Raw genomic sequence first — 17,860 nt, 5'->3', positions numbered from 1 at the left:
GCTGTTTGTCTGAAGCGGACCAGCGCATTTGCTGTGGTCAAGGTCCGCTTTACGCTCATAGCTGCCTGTCAGGTAGAGTCTAAACCTATTCATCGAAACTGTCAGATCAGGTATGAGCTACTACAGTTTAGAGCAATTTATAACTGTACGACTCTGTAGCCTTTTTCTTGTAACAGGGTAAGTACGTTGTCCTCTCCTACTAAGTGTCCCGCGCCTACCAGAACAAATTCAAGATCATCGTCACCAAACATGGCTTCGATAAGCGGTACCCAGTTTTGATTGCGATGTGTAAACAGCTCATCAAACGATGCCGGTGATTCTTGCTTGAAGGTTTCTATTACCAGTTCGTTTAACTGGGTTGTATTCCCAACGCGCCAAGCGTTAATGGTGTCTTGCAGCGTTGAATTAAGCTCAGGTAGGGTCTCTAAGGTCTGAGCAATGAAGCGGTCTTCTTCGCCTTCTCCCATGTTGGCAAGCATTTGAATTTGAAATTCTACTGACTCTAAGTATTCACTTGGCTTTCCGTCGCGCTTTGCGAGTCGGGTAAAATAGGCATCCACTCCTTCTCCAGCCAGTTGATTGCGCTGAGCCTCCATTGCAACTAACATCGTTGCCACCATCCCCGGCTTTAAGCCCGCTAACTGGTCAGCTGTTGCGCCAAACGTGCTCAGGTACTTGTCCAATGCTGCGTAGGTTTCTGCCGACAACTCATCCTTAAGTGTTTGCCCATTGCGGTATGCCACAGCAGCTATCATCTTTTGTTGTGCTACAAGGTCAGTCGGGTCTGGTAATTGTGCTTCAAACACCACAGTGTCAGCGTTTTCGTATGTTGCCGTAAATACGTCAGGTAAAGGGAACTCTGACGCAGGCAGTAAGTGTATTGTGCCACCGATATACACAATGTCCTCGCCCTTCGACACCTGCCATACAGACGTAGTTGCGCTATTAACGTCGTTGGCCATTAGTGATGACGATGTTAACGCAACACTCAAAGCGAGTACCATGTTGCGCAAAGAAAAGCGTTTCATTGTTAACTTCCCTATTAGCGTGTGTAGACCTTTATGCAGGCATAAGGTTTGTAGTAGATTGAACAATCACATATTTGCAGGGATTCGGCAATCATGAAATACCTAATGTACGTAGCATTTCTTTCTGTCGTTATTTCACTCTCATCAGTTGCTAACGAGATTACAATGCCCAAAACAGCACTTCCCCCTCCAAATGATACCAGCAGTCAGTTTAAACATGCGATCACTCAATTTCCTGTACCAACGGTTGAAGAAGCGATTGCAGCGACACCGCAAACTGTCGAGCAGTGGCGAGACTACATACAACAGCGAAACGCCGACCAGAAAAAAAAGATTAAGAAAATGCGCAAGCAGTTCAACGTGCACGTTGAGTTACTCGATATTGCAGGAGTGACAGTACGTAAAATTACACCTGAATCCTTATCTGAAGAATTTAAAGATAAGGTCTACATTGACGTACATGGCGGTGCCTATGTACTTTTTGGCGGATTGCCGAGTATAGAAGAAGGCATTCTAATCGCTCATAGGCTGGGTATTGTCGTATTAAGTGTAGATTATCGCATGCCTCCTTCGTCACCGGCTCCCGCTGCATTACACGACGTCGTTGCTGTGTATAAAGACGTGCTTACTTCATATAGTGCCGATAATATTTTTGTCGGTGGCACTTCAGCAGGTGGAGGTTTGATTCTAGTTGTAACTCAGCAACTCATTAAAGATGACATAGCACCACCACGTGCACTTTATGCCGGCACACCATGGGCTGACCTAACGAAAACGGGTGATACGTTATTTACTAATGAAGGTGTCGATCGCATTTTAGTGACTTATGACGGGCAGTTAGCCTCTGCTGCAAAACTTTATGCATCAGGTAAACCGCTTGATGACGCAAGCATATCGCCGCTTTATGGCAGCTTTGAAGGATTTCCTCCTACCTTTCTCCTCAGTGGAACTCGGGATATGTTCTTAAGCGATACGGTAAGAGTTAATCGCAAAATTCGTGATGCAGGTGGTGATACCGTGCTGGAGGTCTTCGAGGGCATGTCACATGCTGACTATCTTATTGCTTATGAAACACCTGAATCCATAGCGGCCTATCGCGCCATCAAGCAGTTTTTTAGTCAGCACACAGCATTAAGCAAATAATACAATATTGCAAATGATAACGATTATCGTTAAGATTGATTGGCGTCGCGTTATCATTTGCGTTTTAGCAACGCAATAGACACGGCCAAAAACCCTTTCCTTGTTTCGTAAAGAAGGTTTTCTTGATGTTGAATCGTTGCTACCTGTTTGCAATGTTTGTTTTTGCTTCTGCGGCGAGTTTTTGCCTAAGTGCAAGTAGCTTGCCCGAGCAAGTTGATAGCCTAACCGAGCAGTGGCTGCGCATAGAAAGACAAACGCGCGAGTTAGAAAATGATTGGCGACAAACAGAGCCAACACTTAAGCAGCGCATTGCACTCTTACAAGCTGAAAAAGCGCAGCTTTCCGAGATACTGTCACAAAGTAAGCAAACTGGCACTGATGTAGAAGAGAAACGCGAGGCATTGCTTGCACAACAGAATACGCTAGAAGCTGAACAATACGCATTAGAACAAACACTCGCGCCTTTGTATTCTGTGTTAAATAGCATTTATCCTACTTTGCCAGAACTTATTCAACAGCGCTGGGACAGTGAAAGCGAAGTGCTGACAAGCGACGCCACTTCTTCACAACAACTTCAAGTCGCATTGGCGCAGCTTTCTTCTCTTCAAACCTTCAATTCGGCCATTACCGTTCATGAAAGCATCATGAAAACTCCTGATAACAAAATGGTAATGATGAAGCAGCTTTACTTGGGCAGCCAATATGCTTGGTTTTCAAATAGCGATGGTCAATATCAGGGGTGGGGAAGTAGTCTCTCTGGGCAATGGCAGTGGACATTCAGCGCCTCAAAAGACGGTCAACTAGATGATATTTTGACCGCCATTTCAATTTATGAAAAGCAGCATCAGCCCGACTATGTCACGCTTCCATTGGATTTAAATAGGGCCGAATTATGAGATGCCTCAACCTATTAGTCATGCTGTGTTTGGCAACCTATACATTATCAGGTCATGCAACAAATGCGCAGTCGCCCAATGGTGAAATGCTCAAAAAAATCGAGCAAGCCAAGGTTAGGTTGGCGCAGACAGAATCGAGTATTAGTAAGGCGCGTGTATCATTGTCGAATACGCTTAACGCACTAGAGCAAGACGTTATAGCGCTGAGAGAGGCAACGTCTGTAGCCCGTCGTAAGACAGACGAAAAAACGCTGGGACTTGTGCAATTGGAAGAGCGCCTTGCCCGATGGCAGGAGCAGTACGTATTTCAAGAAGATGTTATCAATCGCTTTCTACGGCAGGTAAAAAGTGGGAAAGCGGAACTGAAATCTATGACGCTTTCTGAAAAAGTACAGTCTGTTTTACCGATAGCAAAAAGCTATTATGATGCACAGTTTCCGCAGTTCCAAGCTAAGCCCTTGGTACTATCAAATGGAGAGTTGGTCGATGCACAGTTGCTCTCTTTAGGGCCTGTCACTTGGTATCTCACTCATGCGCCGCAAGTGTCTGGCCTAGCGACATTTCAAAATTCACACTGGCATGCTGACACACAGTTTAGTCGTGCACGCACACAACAGTTATTTGATTTACTGAATGTTGATTCAGGAGCAGTTGTTTTTGACCCCACACTAGGACGAGCCGCCACACAATCAGAGAGCAGTGAAAGCTTGCACGAACACGTAATTAAAGGCGGGCTTTGGGTTATCCCCATTGTATTGTTCGGCATTCTTGCGCTGAGTATCGCACTATTTAAAGTCGTCCAATTATGGCGATTACCTACTGTTAAGCCCGTCACATCAGCAAAAGCGCTGTCATCGTTGCTACATCAATCTTCTATCAATCACTTTTCTGGAATGCAGCGCGAGCTTATCGATATCGCACAAGGCGCACGCACGCCGTTTGAGCGTGACGATGAACTCTTTGCTAAGTTGCAGGCATTTAAGTACAAACTAGAGAAATACAATGGCGCCATTTCAATTACTGCGGCTGTCGCACCGTTACTTGGATTGTTAGGTACAGTGAGCGGCATGATAGAAACGTTTAGAATGATGACCGCATTTGGTTCGAGTGACCCCGAAATTATTTCAGGAGGAATCGCAAAAGCGCTAGTCACCACTGAGCTTGGATTAGTCGTTGCTATCCCCGCACTTATCCTCAATGCCATTTTATCTCGCAAAGCGAAAACGTATTACGATTCACTCGAGTCATTCGCACTGGTGATTAGCAGCGACAGCGAAGAGGCGAGGGCAGCGTCTTGATATCACAACTCATTGAAACTCCGTTGTGCTGGGTGATGGTGGTTACGGCCTGGTTTACCTATCAATCTATTTTTATTTCGTTGGGAAAGCAGAGACGAGACAGTATGGATACCCAAGACAGCGCGTCGAATGAAATGATACCCAGTGTTCTTGTTGGTGCGCTGCCTTTGATGGGGCTACTCGGCACCATCTCGGGGTTACAGTTAAGCTTTACAGGCATGATGTCACAAGGCATAGACAGTCAGTTGGTAACAAAAGGCATTGCGGATGCGTTGTTTACCACTCAGTTAGGTTTAGTGTTAGCCATTCCCGGCTGGTTACTTATGGCCCTTGCAAAACGTAAGCGGTCGCCTTCGCTTTTGCAAAATAGACAAGGAGCCTAGCCCTTGAGTCTTCGCCTTCAACGCCGAATTGAATTGCAGAATACGCAAGGTATTGATATGTCACCGCTCCTTGATGTGGTGTTTATCTTGCTGATCTTCTTTATTGTCTCAACCGTGTTTGTAAAAGAGACCGGGGTGGAAGTAGACAAACCGCAGGCCATATCGGCAAAACAGCTAGAGCAAAATACCATTATGCTTGCCATAACCCACGACAACCGTGTGGTGTACGACGGCGCTAATATCGGGCTTACTGGTGTGCGTACTGTGATTGAGCAGATTCTAAGTAGTGAACCGCGCCCTGTGGTAATTCAAGTTGATAAATCGGTGCGCTCAGAATTATTGGTTAGTGTTATCGACGAAGCGAAACTGGCGGGTGCACAGTCGGTCAATATTGCCACGTTAAAGCAGTAAAATAAGGTTAGCTATCAATGGTAACTCGTACATCTTCGTTTTTATTGTCAGGGCTGGTACTTGCCTTTGCGCTAGGAACTATGTGGCTTGGTCAGCTACTGGCAGAAAGTAGTGATACTACAGTCATTGTGCGTAATGTGGATATGCTTGTTACAACGCCGCCGCCTCCACCTCCTGTTAGTCAATCATCGCAAACAGCCCCTACCCTTGATATTCAAGTAAAGGGGGCGGGTGCGCAATTGATGGTGTCTGAAATAGTCGTATCGCCCACACTTGATATTTATATGCCGACCATGCCGGAAATCGACACCACTTTTTTACAATGGTCACTTTCCGATATCGATACCAGTGCATTTGCCCTTAATGAACTTGATAGCACGCCTACCTTGTTAACGCCGATAAAAGTCCACTTTCCCAAAAGGCTTAAAAAGCAAGGGGTGAGTAAAGTACTGGTCAAGCTTGATGTGCTGATAGATGAACAGGGTCATGTCGAGTTGGTGGATATTGTTGAAAATCCTCACCATGAATTAAACAAAGAAATTGTACGCTTCGTTAAAAATAGCCGGTTCACCTCTCCATCTAAAGAAGATGCCGCAGTGAAAGCGCGCTTTATATGGCCGGTGCTAATAGAAGCCTAATAGGAGTTTGTTGCCATAATGAAGAACGGTATAGGTATACGGGGTCAATTATTTAAGGTCATCTTTTCGAACGTCGTGTTTTTCGCATCATCATGTTTTGGTTATGCAGCGTCAGCGATAGATGTAGAACTTGATGTCCCAAGTTGGCAATTCGTAGTGGGTCACCTTCCAGCAAGCCCCTCTACAATGTCGATTACCGCAGATGAGCGCACATTTGCCAAGCAAGTAATGCCATTAGTTGAGCAAAAGGCGTTTGATAAAGCGCTGCGTTTATTCGATAAGCAAGATATATCGGCAATGAGTGCAAAGTTGAGAGAGCTTTATGGGCAAATTTTATTGAGTAACAAACGCTATGACAAAGCACGTGATGTACTAAGCAGCGTAATTGAAGAAGAACCTGAATTAGGTTCTGCCCATCGTGCATTGAGTCTTGCCTACTTGATGCAAGACGCGTTACCTCAGGCCCGTCATCACCTTACGCGCTGTATTGAGCTGGGCATTAATGACCCACAGGTGTTTGGTCAACTTGCTTACACAAACTTACAAATGGGCAAAGCGGTTACCGCCATAAGCGGCTATCAACAAGCGCTTTTGTTAGAACCAGACAACGAGCAGTGGTATCAGGGGCTACTCTACGCGCTTATTCAAAGTAACAGCTTGGCGCAAGCAGAAAGCTTGCTAACACAAATGCTGGCGCAGTCGCCAGAAGACAAGCAACTTTGGCTTCAACGCTCGCAATTAGCGCTAAAACAGGGAAATACGACTAAAGCTATTGGTAGCTTAGAAACCGCCTTGTCGTTGGGGAATAACACAGTAGCTAATCTAGTGACATTAGCCAAGCTTCATATTAAAGCTGGTAGTACAACAAGAGCCACCCATTTACTCGCCGAGCACAGTGATATTCTGCTTCAAGATACAACCGGTGAAGGAGTGAGTGCTTATGTAGATATTGCTACGCATCTGGTGAACACTCAGCAGTGGCAGCTTTTAGCCACATCACTTGAGCACTTAAGTCATAAAACGCAGAGATTAAGCACAGAACACAAATCGCAATTTGATGTGCTTCATGCGCAGTTAGCGATCTCGAAGGGGCAAAATAAACAAGCATTGACGCGATTATGCAGTGCACTGGATGCCGTTCCTGACAACGGCGAGGCGTTATTGTTGTTAGCCCAAATTTATCGCAAGCAACATCGGCTAGATCACGCAAAAATGCTATACATACGCGCACAGGCGCTTGAGGAAACCAAACAGCGCGCTATGTTAGCGCGAGCGCAAATGGCCATAGAGCAGCAAGACTACGTTGAGGCGCTTTCATTATTACGTGATGTATATAGTCAATATCCATCGCGAACTGACTTACTACACAATATTACGGCTTTAGAAAAAATCATCAAACACGCCGCGTAGCCATACATTTTTAATCAACATGACTACCCGTTTACACCATTACTTAAAGGGCTTTTTCTATTAGGTTAAAGATGATAATAAATCTCATTTGCATTGATTGTTGTCATAAAATCTGTATCATCTAGCCCGATAAAACGCAGAAGTAAATAAGAGTTAAACAAGTCAGTGAAGAGTTTTTCGATAGGCACAGTGCGACAGTGGCACTGGATAAGCGGCGCAGTGTGCTTAGTGGGCATGTGCTTATTCGCGCTCACTGGGATCACGCTTAATCATGCAGCCGACATACCTGCAAACAGAGTTGTTAACGCGGTAGAGGCTGAAGCCTCACAAGAGGTCGTTGATGCTTTTCGTGCCCTTGCACCTGATGAGATAACCATACCTCAACAATTGGTGGCTCATATGGCGAGTATGCACGATGTTGCTATTCCTCGTTCACTTCAGGGTGAATGGGATGGGATCGAATTTTATGCTGCGTGGCCTGGCCCTGGTGCTGATAGTTGGGTAGCGCTTGATGTTGAGCTTGGCATCATTACTTATGAGAACGTGGATAGAGGCTGGATTGCCTACTTTAATGATCTGCATAAAGGTCGCAATACCGCGACGGCATGGCGTTGGTTTATCGATGCATTCGCGCTAGCGTGTGTTGTGTTTAGTGTAACCGGCCTTTTGTTACTCATGCGCCATTCTGCTCACAGAGCTTCAACCTGGCCGATTACCGCGCTAGGCGTGCTCATCCCATTTGTTATTTTGCTGCTTTTTGTTCACTAGAGAAACAGTAAAACGCCGTTGTAAATGATGTTATTCGCCACGTTACCTAATAACCATCGAGGCTTTAGCCTAGGGCGACAATTTCTAGAGTTAGGAGTGTATTAATGAAAGTTCTGCATAGTTTGGCCATGGTAGCTGGCGCCTTGGCGTTGACAGTGTCTTCTAATGCCGTGAATGCACAAGATGAAGCCACATTAAATGTTGGTTTGCCACAGCTCGATGTAGCCGAGTATCACAAACCTTATGTGGCAGTGTGGATTGAAGATGCAAAGCGCAAAGCAACGCACGTAGCGGTGTGGTATGACGTAGATAAACGCGAACACAAGGGTAAAGAGTGGTTGAAAGATTTGCGCCAATGGTGGCGTCGTGGCGGAAGAAGCTTAGATTTGCCATATGATGGGCTTACCAGCGCAACTAAAGGACCAGGTGAGTACTCCATTGATGAACAGTTAAATGAGGCTATTGATGGCTTGACGGCAGGTGACTATACCTTGCGTGTTGAGGTATCGCGCGAGGTTGGTGGTCGCGAAGTTGTATCTATACCTTTCTCACTTCCCCTGTCTAAAAATGCGCTACCCATTGAAGCGTCTGGCTCATCTGAAGTGGGTACTGTGGTACTTAGCGTAAAAAGCAACTAAGCGAAATACAAAATAAGGAAACAACATGAAAGCGACGTTTAACCGTGCCATAGTCCTCGCTACCGCAACCCTTGCGTTATCGTTCTCGGCCAGTGCTCACCGTGCATGGCTATTGCCAAGCTCCACAGTATTATCTTCAGAAGAAGCGTATGTAACCGTAGACGGTGCTATCTCTAATACGTTGTTTCACCCAGACCACGTTGCCATGAGCATGAATAACCTGACGATAATGTCCCCGCAAGGCAATAATGTTGAAGCGCTCAATATGGCGAAAGGCAAATACCGAACAACGTTTGATGTAAAACTAGACCAAGAAGGCACTTACAAACTCGCATCGGCAAGCGCAGGACTACGTGCATTTTGGCGAGACGAAGACGGCAACAGAAAAATGTGGCCAGGTCGAGGGCAGCCTTTTGACGCGACTAAATTTGACGCCGAAGTGCCAAAAGACGCAAGTGAACTTCGCGTAATTCAAAGTGCTCGTCGTGTTGAAACGTTCGTCACGCTTGGTGCACCGTCAAATAAGGTATTTGCACCAACAAATGTGGGATTAGAGCTTGTTCCTGTTACTCACCCCAACGATTTGTTCGCTCAAGAAACCGCAACATTCTCATTGTTAATTGATGGCGAGCCTGCCGCTGGCGCACAAATAGAAGTTGTTAGAGGTGGCATGCGTTATCGCAACGACCAACAACTTATCGCGGTTAAATCAGACAGCAGCGGGAAATTCACTGTTACATGGCCAGAAGCCGGGATGTACTTCGTCGAAATTAGCTACGAAGATGACAAGGCTTCAGCGCCAGCTTCAGTAAGAAGCGCAAGCTATTCGGCCACACTAGAAGTACTGCCGCTGTAACAATTAACGCGCTTTAGCAATCAAAATATAAGAAGCACCATGACAGAAACGCACCGCTACCTGTTGGCCTTCCTAGCGACCACGCTTTACGTACTGTGGGTAGCAGTGCTTTATTACAAGCATAAGAAAGTGAGTGACCGCACACTCGCACATTCACTCACCAGCGACAGTACGCTGGTGGTGTATGCTAGCCAAACAGGCACAGCAGAGAAAATAGCAAGGGTAAAAGCGGCGCAACTACAACTGCCAGAACCCGCACCCGTGATATCTATGGCGTCGTTGTCGTTGCAATCGCTTCAGCGAGTATCGAAGGTGATTTTTGTGGTTAGCACCTACGGCGAAGGCGAGCCTCCTGACATGGGACGTAAATTCAATCGCGCTATTGCGCAGGCTGCTACCACGGGCTCTACCACACTATCTCATCTTCATTTCGAGGTTGTAGGGGTTGGCGATCGTCAATATGCGCGATTTTGTCAGTTTGCAGATACGCTTTTTGACAGCATAAAGCAATTAGGTGGTAATGCTACACAGCCAGTGCAAAAGTTAGATGCAGGAAGTGGTGAACACCTTGCTTTACTCAATACATCGGGAGACGTTCACTATCAACAACCTTCGATAACGCTAACCCTAACCAAACGAAACCAATTAAACGGCGACTCACCGCAATCGCAAAAGCTATGCGCGCTGTCGTTTGACTACAATAGTCACTTGTCTAATGCCCACTGGCAGGCGGGCGATGTGTTGGATGTTCTTATCGAGCAAAACAATGAAGACGCTGGGCTTAACCTGCCAGCTCCAAACGTGTCTCAACATCAATCTTCTCATCAGATACCAAAAGTCATTCGCACCTATACCATTGCCTCTGTGCCGGAAGAAAAAAATATCAAGCTGGTCGTTAGGCAGTTAGTGAAAGACGAAGGTGAGCTTGGTATTGGCTCAGGCTTTTTAACTGACACTTTGCAAAACGAGCAGCCCATCAAGGGCTACATTAGACAGCATGCCAATGCTTTCATCACAGATACCCAATCTCCCTTATTACTGATTGGAGCTGGAAGCGGTGTGGCTGGGGTAAGGGCACAGCTTGCTAAGCGCGCTCTGCTCAAAGATGCGGGCCCTGTGTGGATTTTATTTGGCGAACGCCATCCTACATTTGACGATGTGCTTGATAAAACATTGTCACCTTTTCATTTATCGTCATGCTTAATACGTAAACACACTATTTTTTCTCAGGCAACTCATGGCAGTGGATACGTTCAACAACTGCTACTTCAGCAAAGCAGTGATATACGCAGCTTCTTAGGACAGACTGGGCAAGTGTATGTATGTGGACGCTACGAGGGTATGGGCAAGGGTGTAGATGACGCACTTCGTTCAATTTTAGGTGACAGCGGGCATAAGACATTGGCTGAGCACAAGCGTTATCATCGCGACCTCTACTAATAGGGTTAGACTTTAGTCTAATGCCTGCCGACTAAGCTATTTACATGTTTAAATACGCGACCGAAGTAACCTGCGTCGATGCCAACTACATAGCATGAGTCGCTATCACTACCACCTACTGTGGTTTCTCTTTTTTGAATCAATCTGATTCCCATGTAAGTTACTGAGGTATTTGCAGTTTGCAGGTAAGACCTTTAGGCACTATAAAGTGGTGTAGTGTTTAGAAAAACAACAAATAGGACGACAGTATGCAGTCTATTGCCATTGTAATACTGGGCATTATTGGAATGATGTTCGGTTGGTTTGTGTATTCGAAATTTATCGCAAATCGCATTTTCAAATTGGATGATAGCTTTGTAACGCCAGCGCACACCGAGCGCGATGGCGTTGATTATGTACCTACCAACAAGGTGGTATTGTGGGGGCACCATTTTACCTCTGTAGCCGGAGCTGCACCTATTGTGGGTCCCGCTATTGCAGTGTATTGGGGGTGGGTGCCCGCAGTCTTATGGGTAGTGTTTGGCACCATATTATTTGCTGGTGTGCATGATATGGGGGCGCTCTGGGCCAGTGCCCGTCATAAAGGAAAGTCAATGGGCGCACTATCTGAGAGTGTCATTGGCAAACGTTCTCGCGCCCTATTCATGATTGTTGTATTTCTTGTACTGCTAATGGTAAACGCGGTGTTTGGTGTGGTTATTGCCAATTCCTTTGTGTCTCAACCTAACGCGGTATTCCCAGCATGGACCGCCATTCTTGTGGCGTTGGTAATAGGTCAGTTGTTAAAGCGCAACTTCAGTTTAATTCCTTTGTGTATTGTAGGAATTGTAGTGCTTTACGCATCGGTATACGCAGGCAGCTATATTCCATTAAGCCTACCAGAAACCCTATTTGGTTTAGGCGATAAGGCAAACTGGATCATCATTTTGTTTGTCTATGCCGCTATTGCATCATTGCTGCCAGTATGGATGCTTCTACAACCACGCGACTTTATTAACGGTATGCAACTGTTAGTTGGGCTCTTCTTGCTATATGGGGCGGTTTTCTTCTCGTTACCTGATATCACCGCGCCGGCATTTAATATGCAAACGGCGGTGGATACACCCAGTATTATACCGTTACTCTTTGTAACTATAGCATGTGGCGCAGTATCAGGCTTCCACGGCATTGTTTCCTCGGGGACAAGCTCTAAGCAGTTAGATAAAGAAACCGATGCACGTTTTGTTGGCTATTTGGGTGCTATTGGTGAAGGTTCTTTGGCACTTATTACCATAGTCGCAGTGAGCGGCGTAGCCTTTGCTGCTTCACCTGAAGAATGGCATGAAGTCTACAGTCATTTAGGTGCTGGTAGTGTAGGGGCGTTTATTACCGGTGGTGCCAACTTAATTCAACAAGGGTGGGGCTTGCCGGTTGATTTTTCTTCAACCATACTGGCTGTAATGGTCGTGCTTTTTGCTGGTACGACGATGGATTCTGGCGTGCGTCTTCAGCGTTACATCATTCAGGAGTGGGGTGATATCTACTCAATAAGCGCGTTGAAAAATGGCGTCGTTGCCACGTTAGTTGCAGTGGGATGTTGTTTGCTGCTTGCGTTTGGCGCTGGTGGTTCATCTGGTAGCGGCGGCATGATCATCTGGCCATTGTTTGGTTCGACTAATCAAATACTGGCAAGTCTAACCTTACTTGTTATCTCGGTTATGCTGATCAAGCTTGGACGCCCTGCGCGTTACACCCTTATTCCAATGGTGTTTGTGTTAGTCATGGCGTTCTTCGCTGGGCTTATAAAGTTAAAAGAGTATTACCTTGCTGAAAACTATCTATTGGTCTTTTTAGATGCAGTGGTATTAATTGTGTCTGTGTTGGTCATGCTAGAAGCGTTTTCAGTTGTATCAAAGCTCAAGAAAGAGAAAGACGCATAAACCGCTTTACTGTTTTCATGGTTGGCCTCGTTATTTGAACATCATTTCGAGTAAGTCAACATTCGGCCAGCGCATCTGCGCTGGCTTTTTTATATGAAGGTTATGTCGTTCAGTCAGTAGAAGAGACTTCACGCTAGCAATTTAAGTATGCGGGTTTTTCGCATGGAGTATAATCTGGTAGTATCAAATCAACACTGGCAAGTGAACAAGTAATGTCACTTAATTTAGCCGCTACGAGGTAATATGTCGGAGATTTTTTTGTTAGGTCAAAACTTCTTGGCGCTTTTCATTGAGTCGGCGCCCTGGCTTCTTTTGGGGTTGCTTGTGGCTGGCGTTATGCACGAACTTGTTCCAGTGTCATTCCTTGAAAAGCATATGGGCAATGAGTCATTTTCCTCTATCAGTAAAGCGGCGATTATAGGGGCTCCTCTCCCGCTTTGCTCTTGTGGTGTTATTCCCGCAGCGCTTGGATTGCGCCGAAGTGGCGCATCAAAGCCATCAACCATCTCTTTTTTAGTATCTACACCAGAAACCGGTGTTGATAGCGTGTCGGTGTCATATGCGCTTCTCGGCCCGCTTTACGCCATAATGAGACCAATAACGGCAGTCTTAAGTGCAATTTATGCTGGTGTCATGGTCAGACTCTTTGACAGCGAAGTAAAAGGTGTATCAACAGGCCACTCAACTGAGAGTAGCTGCTGCGCCAGTCACACAAAAGCGCCAGAGCCGACGACAAGTTGCTGTGCAAGTGACAAGGGGCACCAACATCAGGTGGCTCCCACGCCGAGCGTTTCAACAAAACTAAGTCGCGTGGTGAGTTTCGCAAGCGGCAAGTTATTAGAAGATATTGTTGTATGGTTACTAATAGGGTTAGGGTTAGCGGCGGCAATTAAAACTTGGGTGCCTACCGATTTCTTAACGCAGTGGGGAGACGGCCTACTCGCGATGGTGGTCATGGCCGTTATTGGTATTCCAATGTACATTTGTGCCACTGCATCAACCCCGTTAGCAGTAGGCTTTTTGGCCGCAGGGTTATCACCTGGTGCCGTATTGGTATTCTTAATGGCGGGACCTGCTACTAACGTATCGACGATGGGCATGATCAAACAAGAAATGGGCAGCCGCACATTGATGTTGTATCTCTTTAGCGTGATGTCTGCCAGTATCGGGTTTGGCTATGGCTTGAACTATATGGTGAATGCGTTTTCGCTTTCCCACCTCATCAATACACAAAGTCACTTGCACGAGCATGGTGGAAATGTGCAAGCCCTGTATGCTGTGTGTGCCATTGTGCTGGCTGCACTTATGTTACGACTGGGCTGGAAAAAGTGGCGTCAAGCACGAGAGCATAAACATGCGCAATCAGCGTGTTGCGGGTAATGTGCTGCAAGTTCTTGTAACACTTTATTGCTCAGTGCCCTTGTATATTATGTGCTGTCACTCATAATAGCTCTTTGCATTTTTTAACAAAACACGCTTTTTAGTGGGTTCGGAAACCATTCATGTTTTTACTTGTTGTGTACGTTTTTATTGCATTGGGCTTTTCATTTCTTTGCTCAATTGCTGAAGCGGTTATTCTTAGTGTTTCATCGGCTTACATCTCGGTGTTAGAAAAAGAAGGGAAGCCAAGTGGTTCGCTGTTACGCGCACAAACTGACAACATCAATACCCCACTTTCAGCCATTTTAACGTTAAACACCATTGCCCACACCATGGGGGCGGCGGGCGCTGGTGCACAAGCGGCGGCGGTGTTCGGAGAAGCCTATTTAGGGGTTATTTCAGCCGTTCTTACCTTACTGATATTAGTATTTTCTGAGATCATCCCGAAAACGCTGGGGGCGACATACTGGCGTTCGCTAGCGCCTGCAACGGCTTACTTCTTAAAGTATCTGTCGATGGTACTTAAACCATTTGTGAAAATGTCAGAGCTTTTAACCCGAAGCTTTAAAGAAGATAGTCCACTTCGTGGCCTAAGCCGAAGCGAACTACACGCAATGGCAGAGTTGTCGGGTCAAGAAGGCCAATTGGCCAATCACGAAGCAGCATTCTTACAGAGTTTACTAAGTTTGCATGAGCTGAAAGTAAAAGACGCAATTACCCACAGAACAGCGCTTTTTTCAGTGTCAGAATCAACAACGGTGGAAGCCTTTTTCCACAAGCACGCTAATATTGAGTTTTCACGTATTCCTGTTTATGAAGATAACGACTCAGAAAACATAACGGGTTTTGTCATGCGATCCGATTTACTGGTCGCCCAGGCGCGAGGCAATACTGACAAGCCGCTATCTGAATATGCGAAAGACATGGTAACGGTACTTAATACCATGCCGCTAAGTGTGACTTTCGATCATTTCATCAACAAGCATGTTCATATGTTATTGGTGGTGGATGAGTATGGTGGTTTAGAAGGGGTTTTAACCTTAGAAGATTTGCTAGAAAGGTTACTGGGTGTAGACATTGTAGATGAGAAAGACACCACAGTGAGTATGCGACGTTTAGCGAAAATGATGACTAAACGCAAAGAGCAAATGATGATTAAAAACGTACCCGATGCATCTTTTGAACAACAGAGTAAAAAGCGTTAAATTAACACTATAATTTCACGATGGGTAAGTGACTACCCTGTCGGTATTTATTAAGGACAATACGCCATGAAAGAAAATACACCTCACTCGTTACACAAACACAACACGCCTCGTCGTCGGTTGTTTGCCCCTTCACTGCTATTCACAAGCCTGCTGCTTTCGGGTTTAGCTAGCGCACAAGAATTAAGCGTGCCGTGCGATGAGTTAGAAGAAAAAGTTAAAGCGAACACATCAGATGATGAAGTGAAGCGTATAACGGCATTTCAGCCTGCAAAAACGCTTAAGCGCATAAACCCTGAATACCCAGTAGAGGCTGCAAGGCGAGGCCAAGAAGGTTGGGTCAAAATGAGCTATGTGATTGACGAAGAAGGGCATGTACAAGACCCTGTCGTCGATGACTTTAGTGGTAACCGTGCCTTTAAGCGCAAAGCGCTAAACGCTATTAAACGTTGGACTTTTGAGCCTGCGATGAAAAATGGCAAACCAACTCAGCAATGTCATCAAGCGGTACAATTTGATTTTTTGATGGGCGGAAAACCCGGTGCAACGCGCGATTTTATTAGAGCGTATAAAGACGTTGATGCTATATACCAGCAAGGAAAATACGCAGAAGCCAACGCAGCTATTGAAGACTTGCACAATCAAGATAATCTAAATCGCTATGAAAATGCATGGTTATGGAATATGGATGCGCTTATAGCCAGTGGTTTAGAAGATTGGCAGCGCGAGCTAAATAGTTTCGCGCGTATGCTGCCTAGCAATAGAAGCGTTGACGGCAAACACAGTGTGTTTAGTGACAATCATATTGCTTTTGTGCATCAACGAATGGTGATATTAGCCAGCAAGTTAGGGTTGTATGCTGATGCGCAAACATACTACGAGCGCCTTCAAGAGATGGACAATCAACAAGAGCGTTTAAGTGAAATTACGCCGCTTATTGCTAAAGTGCGCGAACATATCGATTCAGACAGCGCTATTCAAGTTGAAGTAACCATCGACGAACGCGGAAATTGGTTTCACACCCTTGTTAGAAATCAATTCGCGTTTGACAGCATTGAAGGTGAGTTAGACACAGTTGAAGTACGATGTGAATCGCACCGCGAAAGGTTCACCGTAGCAGAAAATCACATTTGGAACATTCCGGAAAGTTGGGGGCAGTGTAGGGTACTTGTTGAAGGGCAAGAGAACGCTGCCTTTAACCTTATTGAAGTCGCGCAGTCGACGTCTTCCTAGAATTTTAATGTTAAGGCAACCTGAAGCAAATTTTCGGTGTAAGTGGTTTGACTTTGAAAGAATGCCAGGTTGTCTTGCTTACCTTTGTTGGTTTGCCATTCCCCAGTAACAGTAATGTGTTCGCTCAGGTCGTAGCGGGCACTTAGTGTCAATGCGTAACCACTGCTGTCGTTCGGGTCGTACATTGTGTCGTCGCGATCAATCACTTGATACCAGTCTGCGCGTCCGGCGAAGGTAAATTGTTCAAAGGCATAAGCGACAGCGGCATAAGCACTAACAAAATCGTTGTTAACAATATTGTTCCCCATCAGTGTGTTGCCATACAAAAATTGTGAGAACAGCGTTAGATCGCGATTGGCCATATAACGAAGCGTGAGTGAGTGAAAGCGGGTGTGCCACGCATAAATTCTATCTGGATCTAATTGCGTTGGATCAGCATTATTATCGTAGTAGTAGTATTTCAGCTCGGCATTGCGCTTATGCGCAATATGCGCCCCTACATAGTACCCAAAGCGAGTATCAATCTCGCGAAAAGGATCTGTCCAAGCGGGGGCATTAAGTCCACTGTCATTGACCACCCAAGGGATTGGGGCAAAGTTAACACGGTCATTTAGCAACGATTGTCGATCATGCAATGCGAATCCGCGCCATGACAGTAAAGTACCCGTAGTATCATTGCCCTTAAAAATACTGCCAAGTACTTTCCACGACCAGTTACTGCGCACCTGTCTGCCATTTTGTCGAAGACTTACTTCAATGCCGCCAGTGCGAAGCTCTTCGCCAATCCAGCTATTAATCGCAGAATTAGTCAAAAAATGAGGTGAAAGCCATCCACTATCCGTGTTCTCAGCGGATAATGACGGATAGAACATGCCTATTTTCACTTCTGGTTTAATACTGGAAGCACTTAGGGGGCGATACTTTGCATACAATTGTGAAATGCCTGCACGTCGCTCACCATCGCTGTAAGCGTTCAGAACACCGGCAATAAACCAGTCATTCGTCAATTGATGTTCAGTTGAAAGCATTGCTTGAGACAGGTGTATGCCGTCACCGTCAAATCGCTGGTGGCTTACACCATGCTGCTGAAAGCTTGCGGTATTGTCTTGCGCGCTTAAGGTAGTGCGCAGCAGCACGTCTGTTTTGGCAAACGCTGTCACCGAATACGTTGTAAACACAATTCCCGCAACCAGCTTAATCACGTTAAATCTCGC

Annotated in this window: 18 protein-coding genes; 15 read left to right on the top strand and 3 right to left on the bottom strand. The window is 45.8% G+C overall.

Annotated elements, in window-relative coordinates:
* Positions 1-137: 137 nt before the first annotated feature.
* Positions 138-1,028, bottom strand: a complete 891-nt coding sequence (locus OZ660_RS17720; protein ID WP_274741848.1) for a TraB/GumN family protein — start codon at positions 1,026-1,028, stop codon at positions 138-140.
* A 93-nt stretch (positions 1,029-1,121) separates the two neighbouring features.
* On the opposite strand from OZ660_RS17720, the gene OZ660_RS17715 reads away from it, so the two are divergent.
* From OZ660_RS17715 to OZ660_RS17665, 11 genes are all read left to right on the top strand, one after another.
* Positions 1,122-2,171 carry an alpha/beta hydrolase gene (locus OZ660_RS17715; protein ID WP_274741847.1) on the top strand — a complete coding sequence of 350 codons (1,050 nt, stop codon included), beginning with the start codon at positions 1,122-1,124 and terminating at the stop codon, positions 2,169-2,171.
* Positions 2,172-2,296: 125 nt separating this feature from the next.
* On the top strand, positions 2,297-3,067 hold the full coding sequence (locus tag OZ660_RS17710; protein ID WP_274741846.1) for a DUF3450 family protein: 771 nt from the start codon (positions 2,297-2,299) through the stop codon (positions 3,065-3,067).
* The gene (locus OZ660_RS17705) at positions 3,064-4,365 is read left to right on the top strand and encodes a MotA/TolQ/ExbB proton channel family protein (protein ID WP_274741845.1); all 1,302 of its coding nucleotides are present in this window, start codon (positions 3,064-3,066) and stop codon (positions 4,363-4,365) included. Before OZ660_RS17710 ends, OZ660_RS17705 begins: the two co-directional genes overlap by 4 nt.
* Positions 4,362-4,748, top strand: coding sequence for a MotA/TolQ/ExbB proton channel family protein (locus OZ660_RS17700; protein ID WP_274741844.1), 387 nt, complete (start codon positions 4,362-4,364; stop codon positions 4,746-4,748). The genes OZ660_RS17705 and OZ660_RS17700 overlap by 4 nt, the downstream gene beginning before the upstream one ends.
* Before the next feature lie 3 nt (positions 4,749-4,751).
* Positions 4,752-5,159: an ExbD/TolR family protein gene (locus OZ660_RS17695; protein ID WP_274741843.1), complete on the top strand. Its 408-nt coding sequence runs from the start codon at positions 4,752-4,754 to the stop codon at positions 5,157-5,159.
* A 17-nt stretch (positions 5,160-5,176) separates the two neighbouring features.
* Positions 5,177-5,797, top strand: coding sequence for an energy transducer TonB (locus OZ660_RS17690; RefSeq protein ID WP_274741842.1), 621 nt, complete (start codon positions 5,177-5,179; stop codon positions 5,795-5,797).
* Between the two features lie 18 nt (positions 5,798-5,815).
* Positions 5,816-7,207, top strand: coding sequence for a tetratricopeptide repeat protein (locus OZ660_RS17685; protein WP_274741841.1), 1,392 nt, complete (start codon positions 5,816-5,818; stop codon positions 7,205-7,207).
* Between the two features lie 165 nt (positions 7,208-7,372).
* Complete coding sequence (locus OZ660_RS17680; protein WP_274741840.1) at positions 7,373-7,975, top strand: PepSY-associated TM helix domain-containing protein; 603 nt, start codon at positions 7,373-7,375, stop codon at positions 7,973-7,975.
* A gap of 104 nt (positions 7,976-8,079) precedes the next feature.
* Positions 8,080-8,613, top strand: a complete 534-nt coding sequence (locus OZ660_RS17675) for a DUF2271 domain-containing protein (protein WP_202262686.1) — start codon at positions 8,080-8,082, stop codon at positions 8,611-8,613.
* Between the two features lie 25 nt (positions 8,614-8,638).
* A complete protein-coding gene (locus OZ660_RS17670; RefSeq protein WP_274741839.1) occupies positions 8,639-9,469 on the top strand; it encodes a DUF4198 domain-containing protein in 831 nt (276 codons plus the stop codon).
* Positions 9,470-9,508: 39 nt separating this feature from the next.
* Positions 9,509-10,909, top strand: a complete 1,401-nt coding sequence (locus OZ660_RS17665; protein WP_274741838.1) for a flavodoxin domain-containing protein — start codon at positions 9,509-9,511, stop codon at positions 10,907-10,909.
* Between the two features lie 17 nt (positions 10,910-10,926).
* On the opposite strand, the gene OZ660_RS17660 is transcribed toward OZ660_RS17665, so the two are convergent.
* Complete coding sequence (locus OZ660_RS17660; protein ID WP_274741837.1) at positions 10,927-11,064, bottom strand: hypothetical protein; 138 nt, start codon at positions 11,062-11,064, stop codon at positions 10,927-10,929.
* Positions 11,065-11,157: 93 nt separating this feature from the next.
* Here OZ660_RS17660 and OZ660_RS17655 point away from each other — a divergent pair, with 93 nt between their 5' ends.
* The 4 genes from OZ660_RS17655 to OZ660_RS17640 all read left to right on the top strand — a co-directional run bounded on the left by OZ660_RS17655 (position 11,158) and on the right by OZ660_RS17640 (position 16,646).
* Positions 11,158-12,828, top strand: a complete 1,671-nt coding sequence (locus tag OZ660_RS17655; protein ID WP_159627631.1) for a carbon starvation CstA family protein — start codon at positions 11,158-11,160, stop codon at positions 12,826-12,828.
* A gap of 243 nt (positions 12,829-13,071) precedes the next feature.
* Positions 13,072-14,208 carry an SO_0444 family Cu/Zn efflux transporter gene (locus OZ660_RS17650; protein ID WP_274741836.1) on the top strand — a complete coding sequence of 379 codons (1,137 nt, stop codon included), beginning with the start codon at positions 13,072-13,074 and terminating at the stop codon, positions 14,206-14,208.
* A gap of 122 nt (positions 14,209-14,330) precedes the next feature.
* A complete protein-coding gene (locus OZ660_RS17645; protein ID WP_159627627.1) occupies positions 14,331-15,413 on the top strand; it encodes a CNNM domain-containing protein in 1,083 nt (360 codons plus the stop codon).
* Positions 15,414-15,479: 66 nt separating this feature from the next.
* Entirely contained in the window at positions 15,480-16,646 is a 1,167-nt protein-coding gene (locus OZ660_RS17640; protein ID WP_274741835.1) for an energy transducer TonB, read from the top strand.
* On the opposite strand, the gene OZ660_RS17635 is transcribed toward OZ660_RS17640, so the two are convergent.
* Positions 16,643-17,848, bottom strand: a complete 1,206-nt coding sequence (locus tag OZ660_RS17635) for an outer membrane beta-barrel protein (RefSeq protein ID WP_274741834.1) — start codon at positions 17,846-17,848, stop codon at positions 16,643-16,645. The genes OZ660_RS17640 and OZ660_RS17635 overlap by 4 nt on opposite strands.
* Between the last annotated feature and the right edge of the window lie 12 nt (positions 17,849-17,860).

The sequence above is a fragment of the Alteromonas sp. 009811495 genome, from assembly GCF_028865455.1.
Taxonomy (GTDB): Bacteria; Pseudomonadota; Gammaproteobacteria; order Enterobacterales; family Alteromonadaceae; genus Alteromonas.
Note: the sequence above shows the minus strand (reverse complement) of the source record. Positions and strands in the feature narration are given on the sequence as shown.

Excerpts from the sequence above, each read along its gene's own strand:
- OZ660_RS17660 (WP_274741837.1), bottom strand. The coding sequence starts at position 11,064 with ATGGGAATCAGATTGATTCAAAAAAGAGAAACCACAGTAGGTGGTAGT.
- OZ660_RS17670 (WP_274741839.1), top strand. The coding sequence starts at position 8,639 with ATGAAAGCGACGTTTAACCGTGCCATAGTCCTCGCTACCGCAACCCTT.
- OZ660_RS17675 (WP_202262686.1), top strand. The coding sequence starts at position 8,080 with ATGAAAGTTCTGCATAGTTTGGCCATGGTAGCTGGCGCCTTGGCGTTG.
- OZ660_RS17690 (WP_274741842.1), top strand. The coding sequence starts at position 5,177 with ATGGTAACTCGTACATCTTCGTTTTTATTGTCAGGGCTGGTACTTGCC.
- OZ660_RS17705 (WP_274741845.1), top strand. The coding sequence starts at position 3,064 with ATGAGATGCCTCAACCTATTAGTCATGCTGTGTTTGGCAACCTATACA.
- OZ660_RS17655 (WP_159627631.1), top strand. The coding sequence starts at position 11,158 with ATGCAGTCTATTGCCATTGTAATACTGGGCATTATTGGAATGATGTTC.
- OZ660_RS17715 (WP_274741847.1), top strand. The coding sequence starts at position 1,122 with ATGAAATACCTAATGTACGTAGCATTTCTTTCTGTCGTTATTTCACTC.
- OZ660_RS17665 (WP_274741838.1), top strand. The coding sequence starts at position 9,509 with ATGACAGAAACGCACCGCTACCTGTTGGCCTTCCTAGCGACCACGCTT.
- OZ660_RS17685 (WP_274741841.1), top strand. The coding sequence starts at position 5,816 with ATGAAGAACGGTATAGGTATACGGGGTCAATTATTTAAGGTCATCTTT.
- OZ660_RS17650 (WP_274741836.1), top strand. The coding sequence starts at position 13,072 with ATGTCGGAGATTTTTTTGTTAGGTCAAAACTTCTTGGCGCTTTTCATT.
- OZ660_RS17710 (WP_274741846.1), top strand. The coding sequence starts at position 2,297 with ATGTTGAATCGTTGCTACCTGTTTGCAATGTTTGTTTTTGCTTCTGCG.
- OZ660_RS17645 (WP_159627627.1), top strand. The coding sequence starts at position 14,331 with ATGTTTTTACTTGTTGTGTACGTTTTTATTGCATTGGGCTTTTCATTT.
- OZ660_RS17640 (WP_274741835.1), top strand. The coding sequence starts at position 15,480 with ATGAAAGAAAATACACCTCACTCGTTACACAAACACAACACGCCTCGT.
- OZ660_RS17720 (WP_274741848.1), bottom strand. The coding sequence starts at position 1,028 with ATGAAACGCTTTTCTTTGCGCAACATGGTACTCGCTTTGAGTGTTGCG.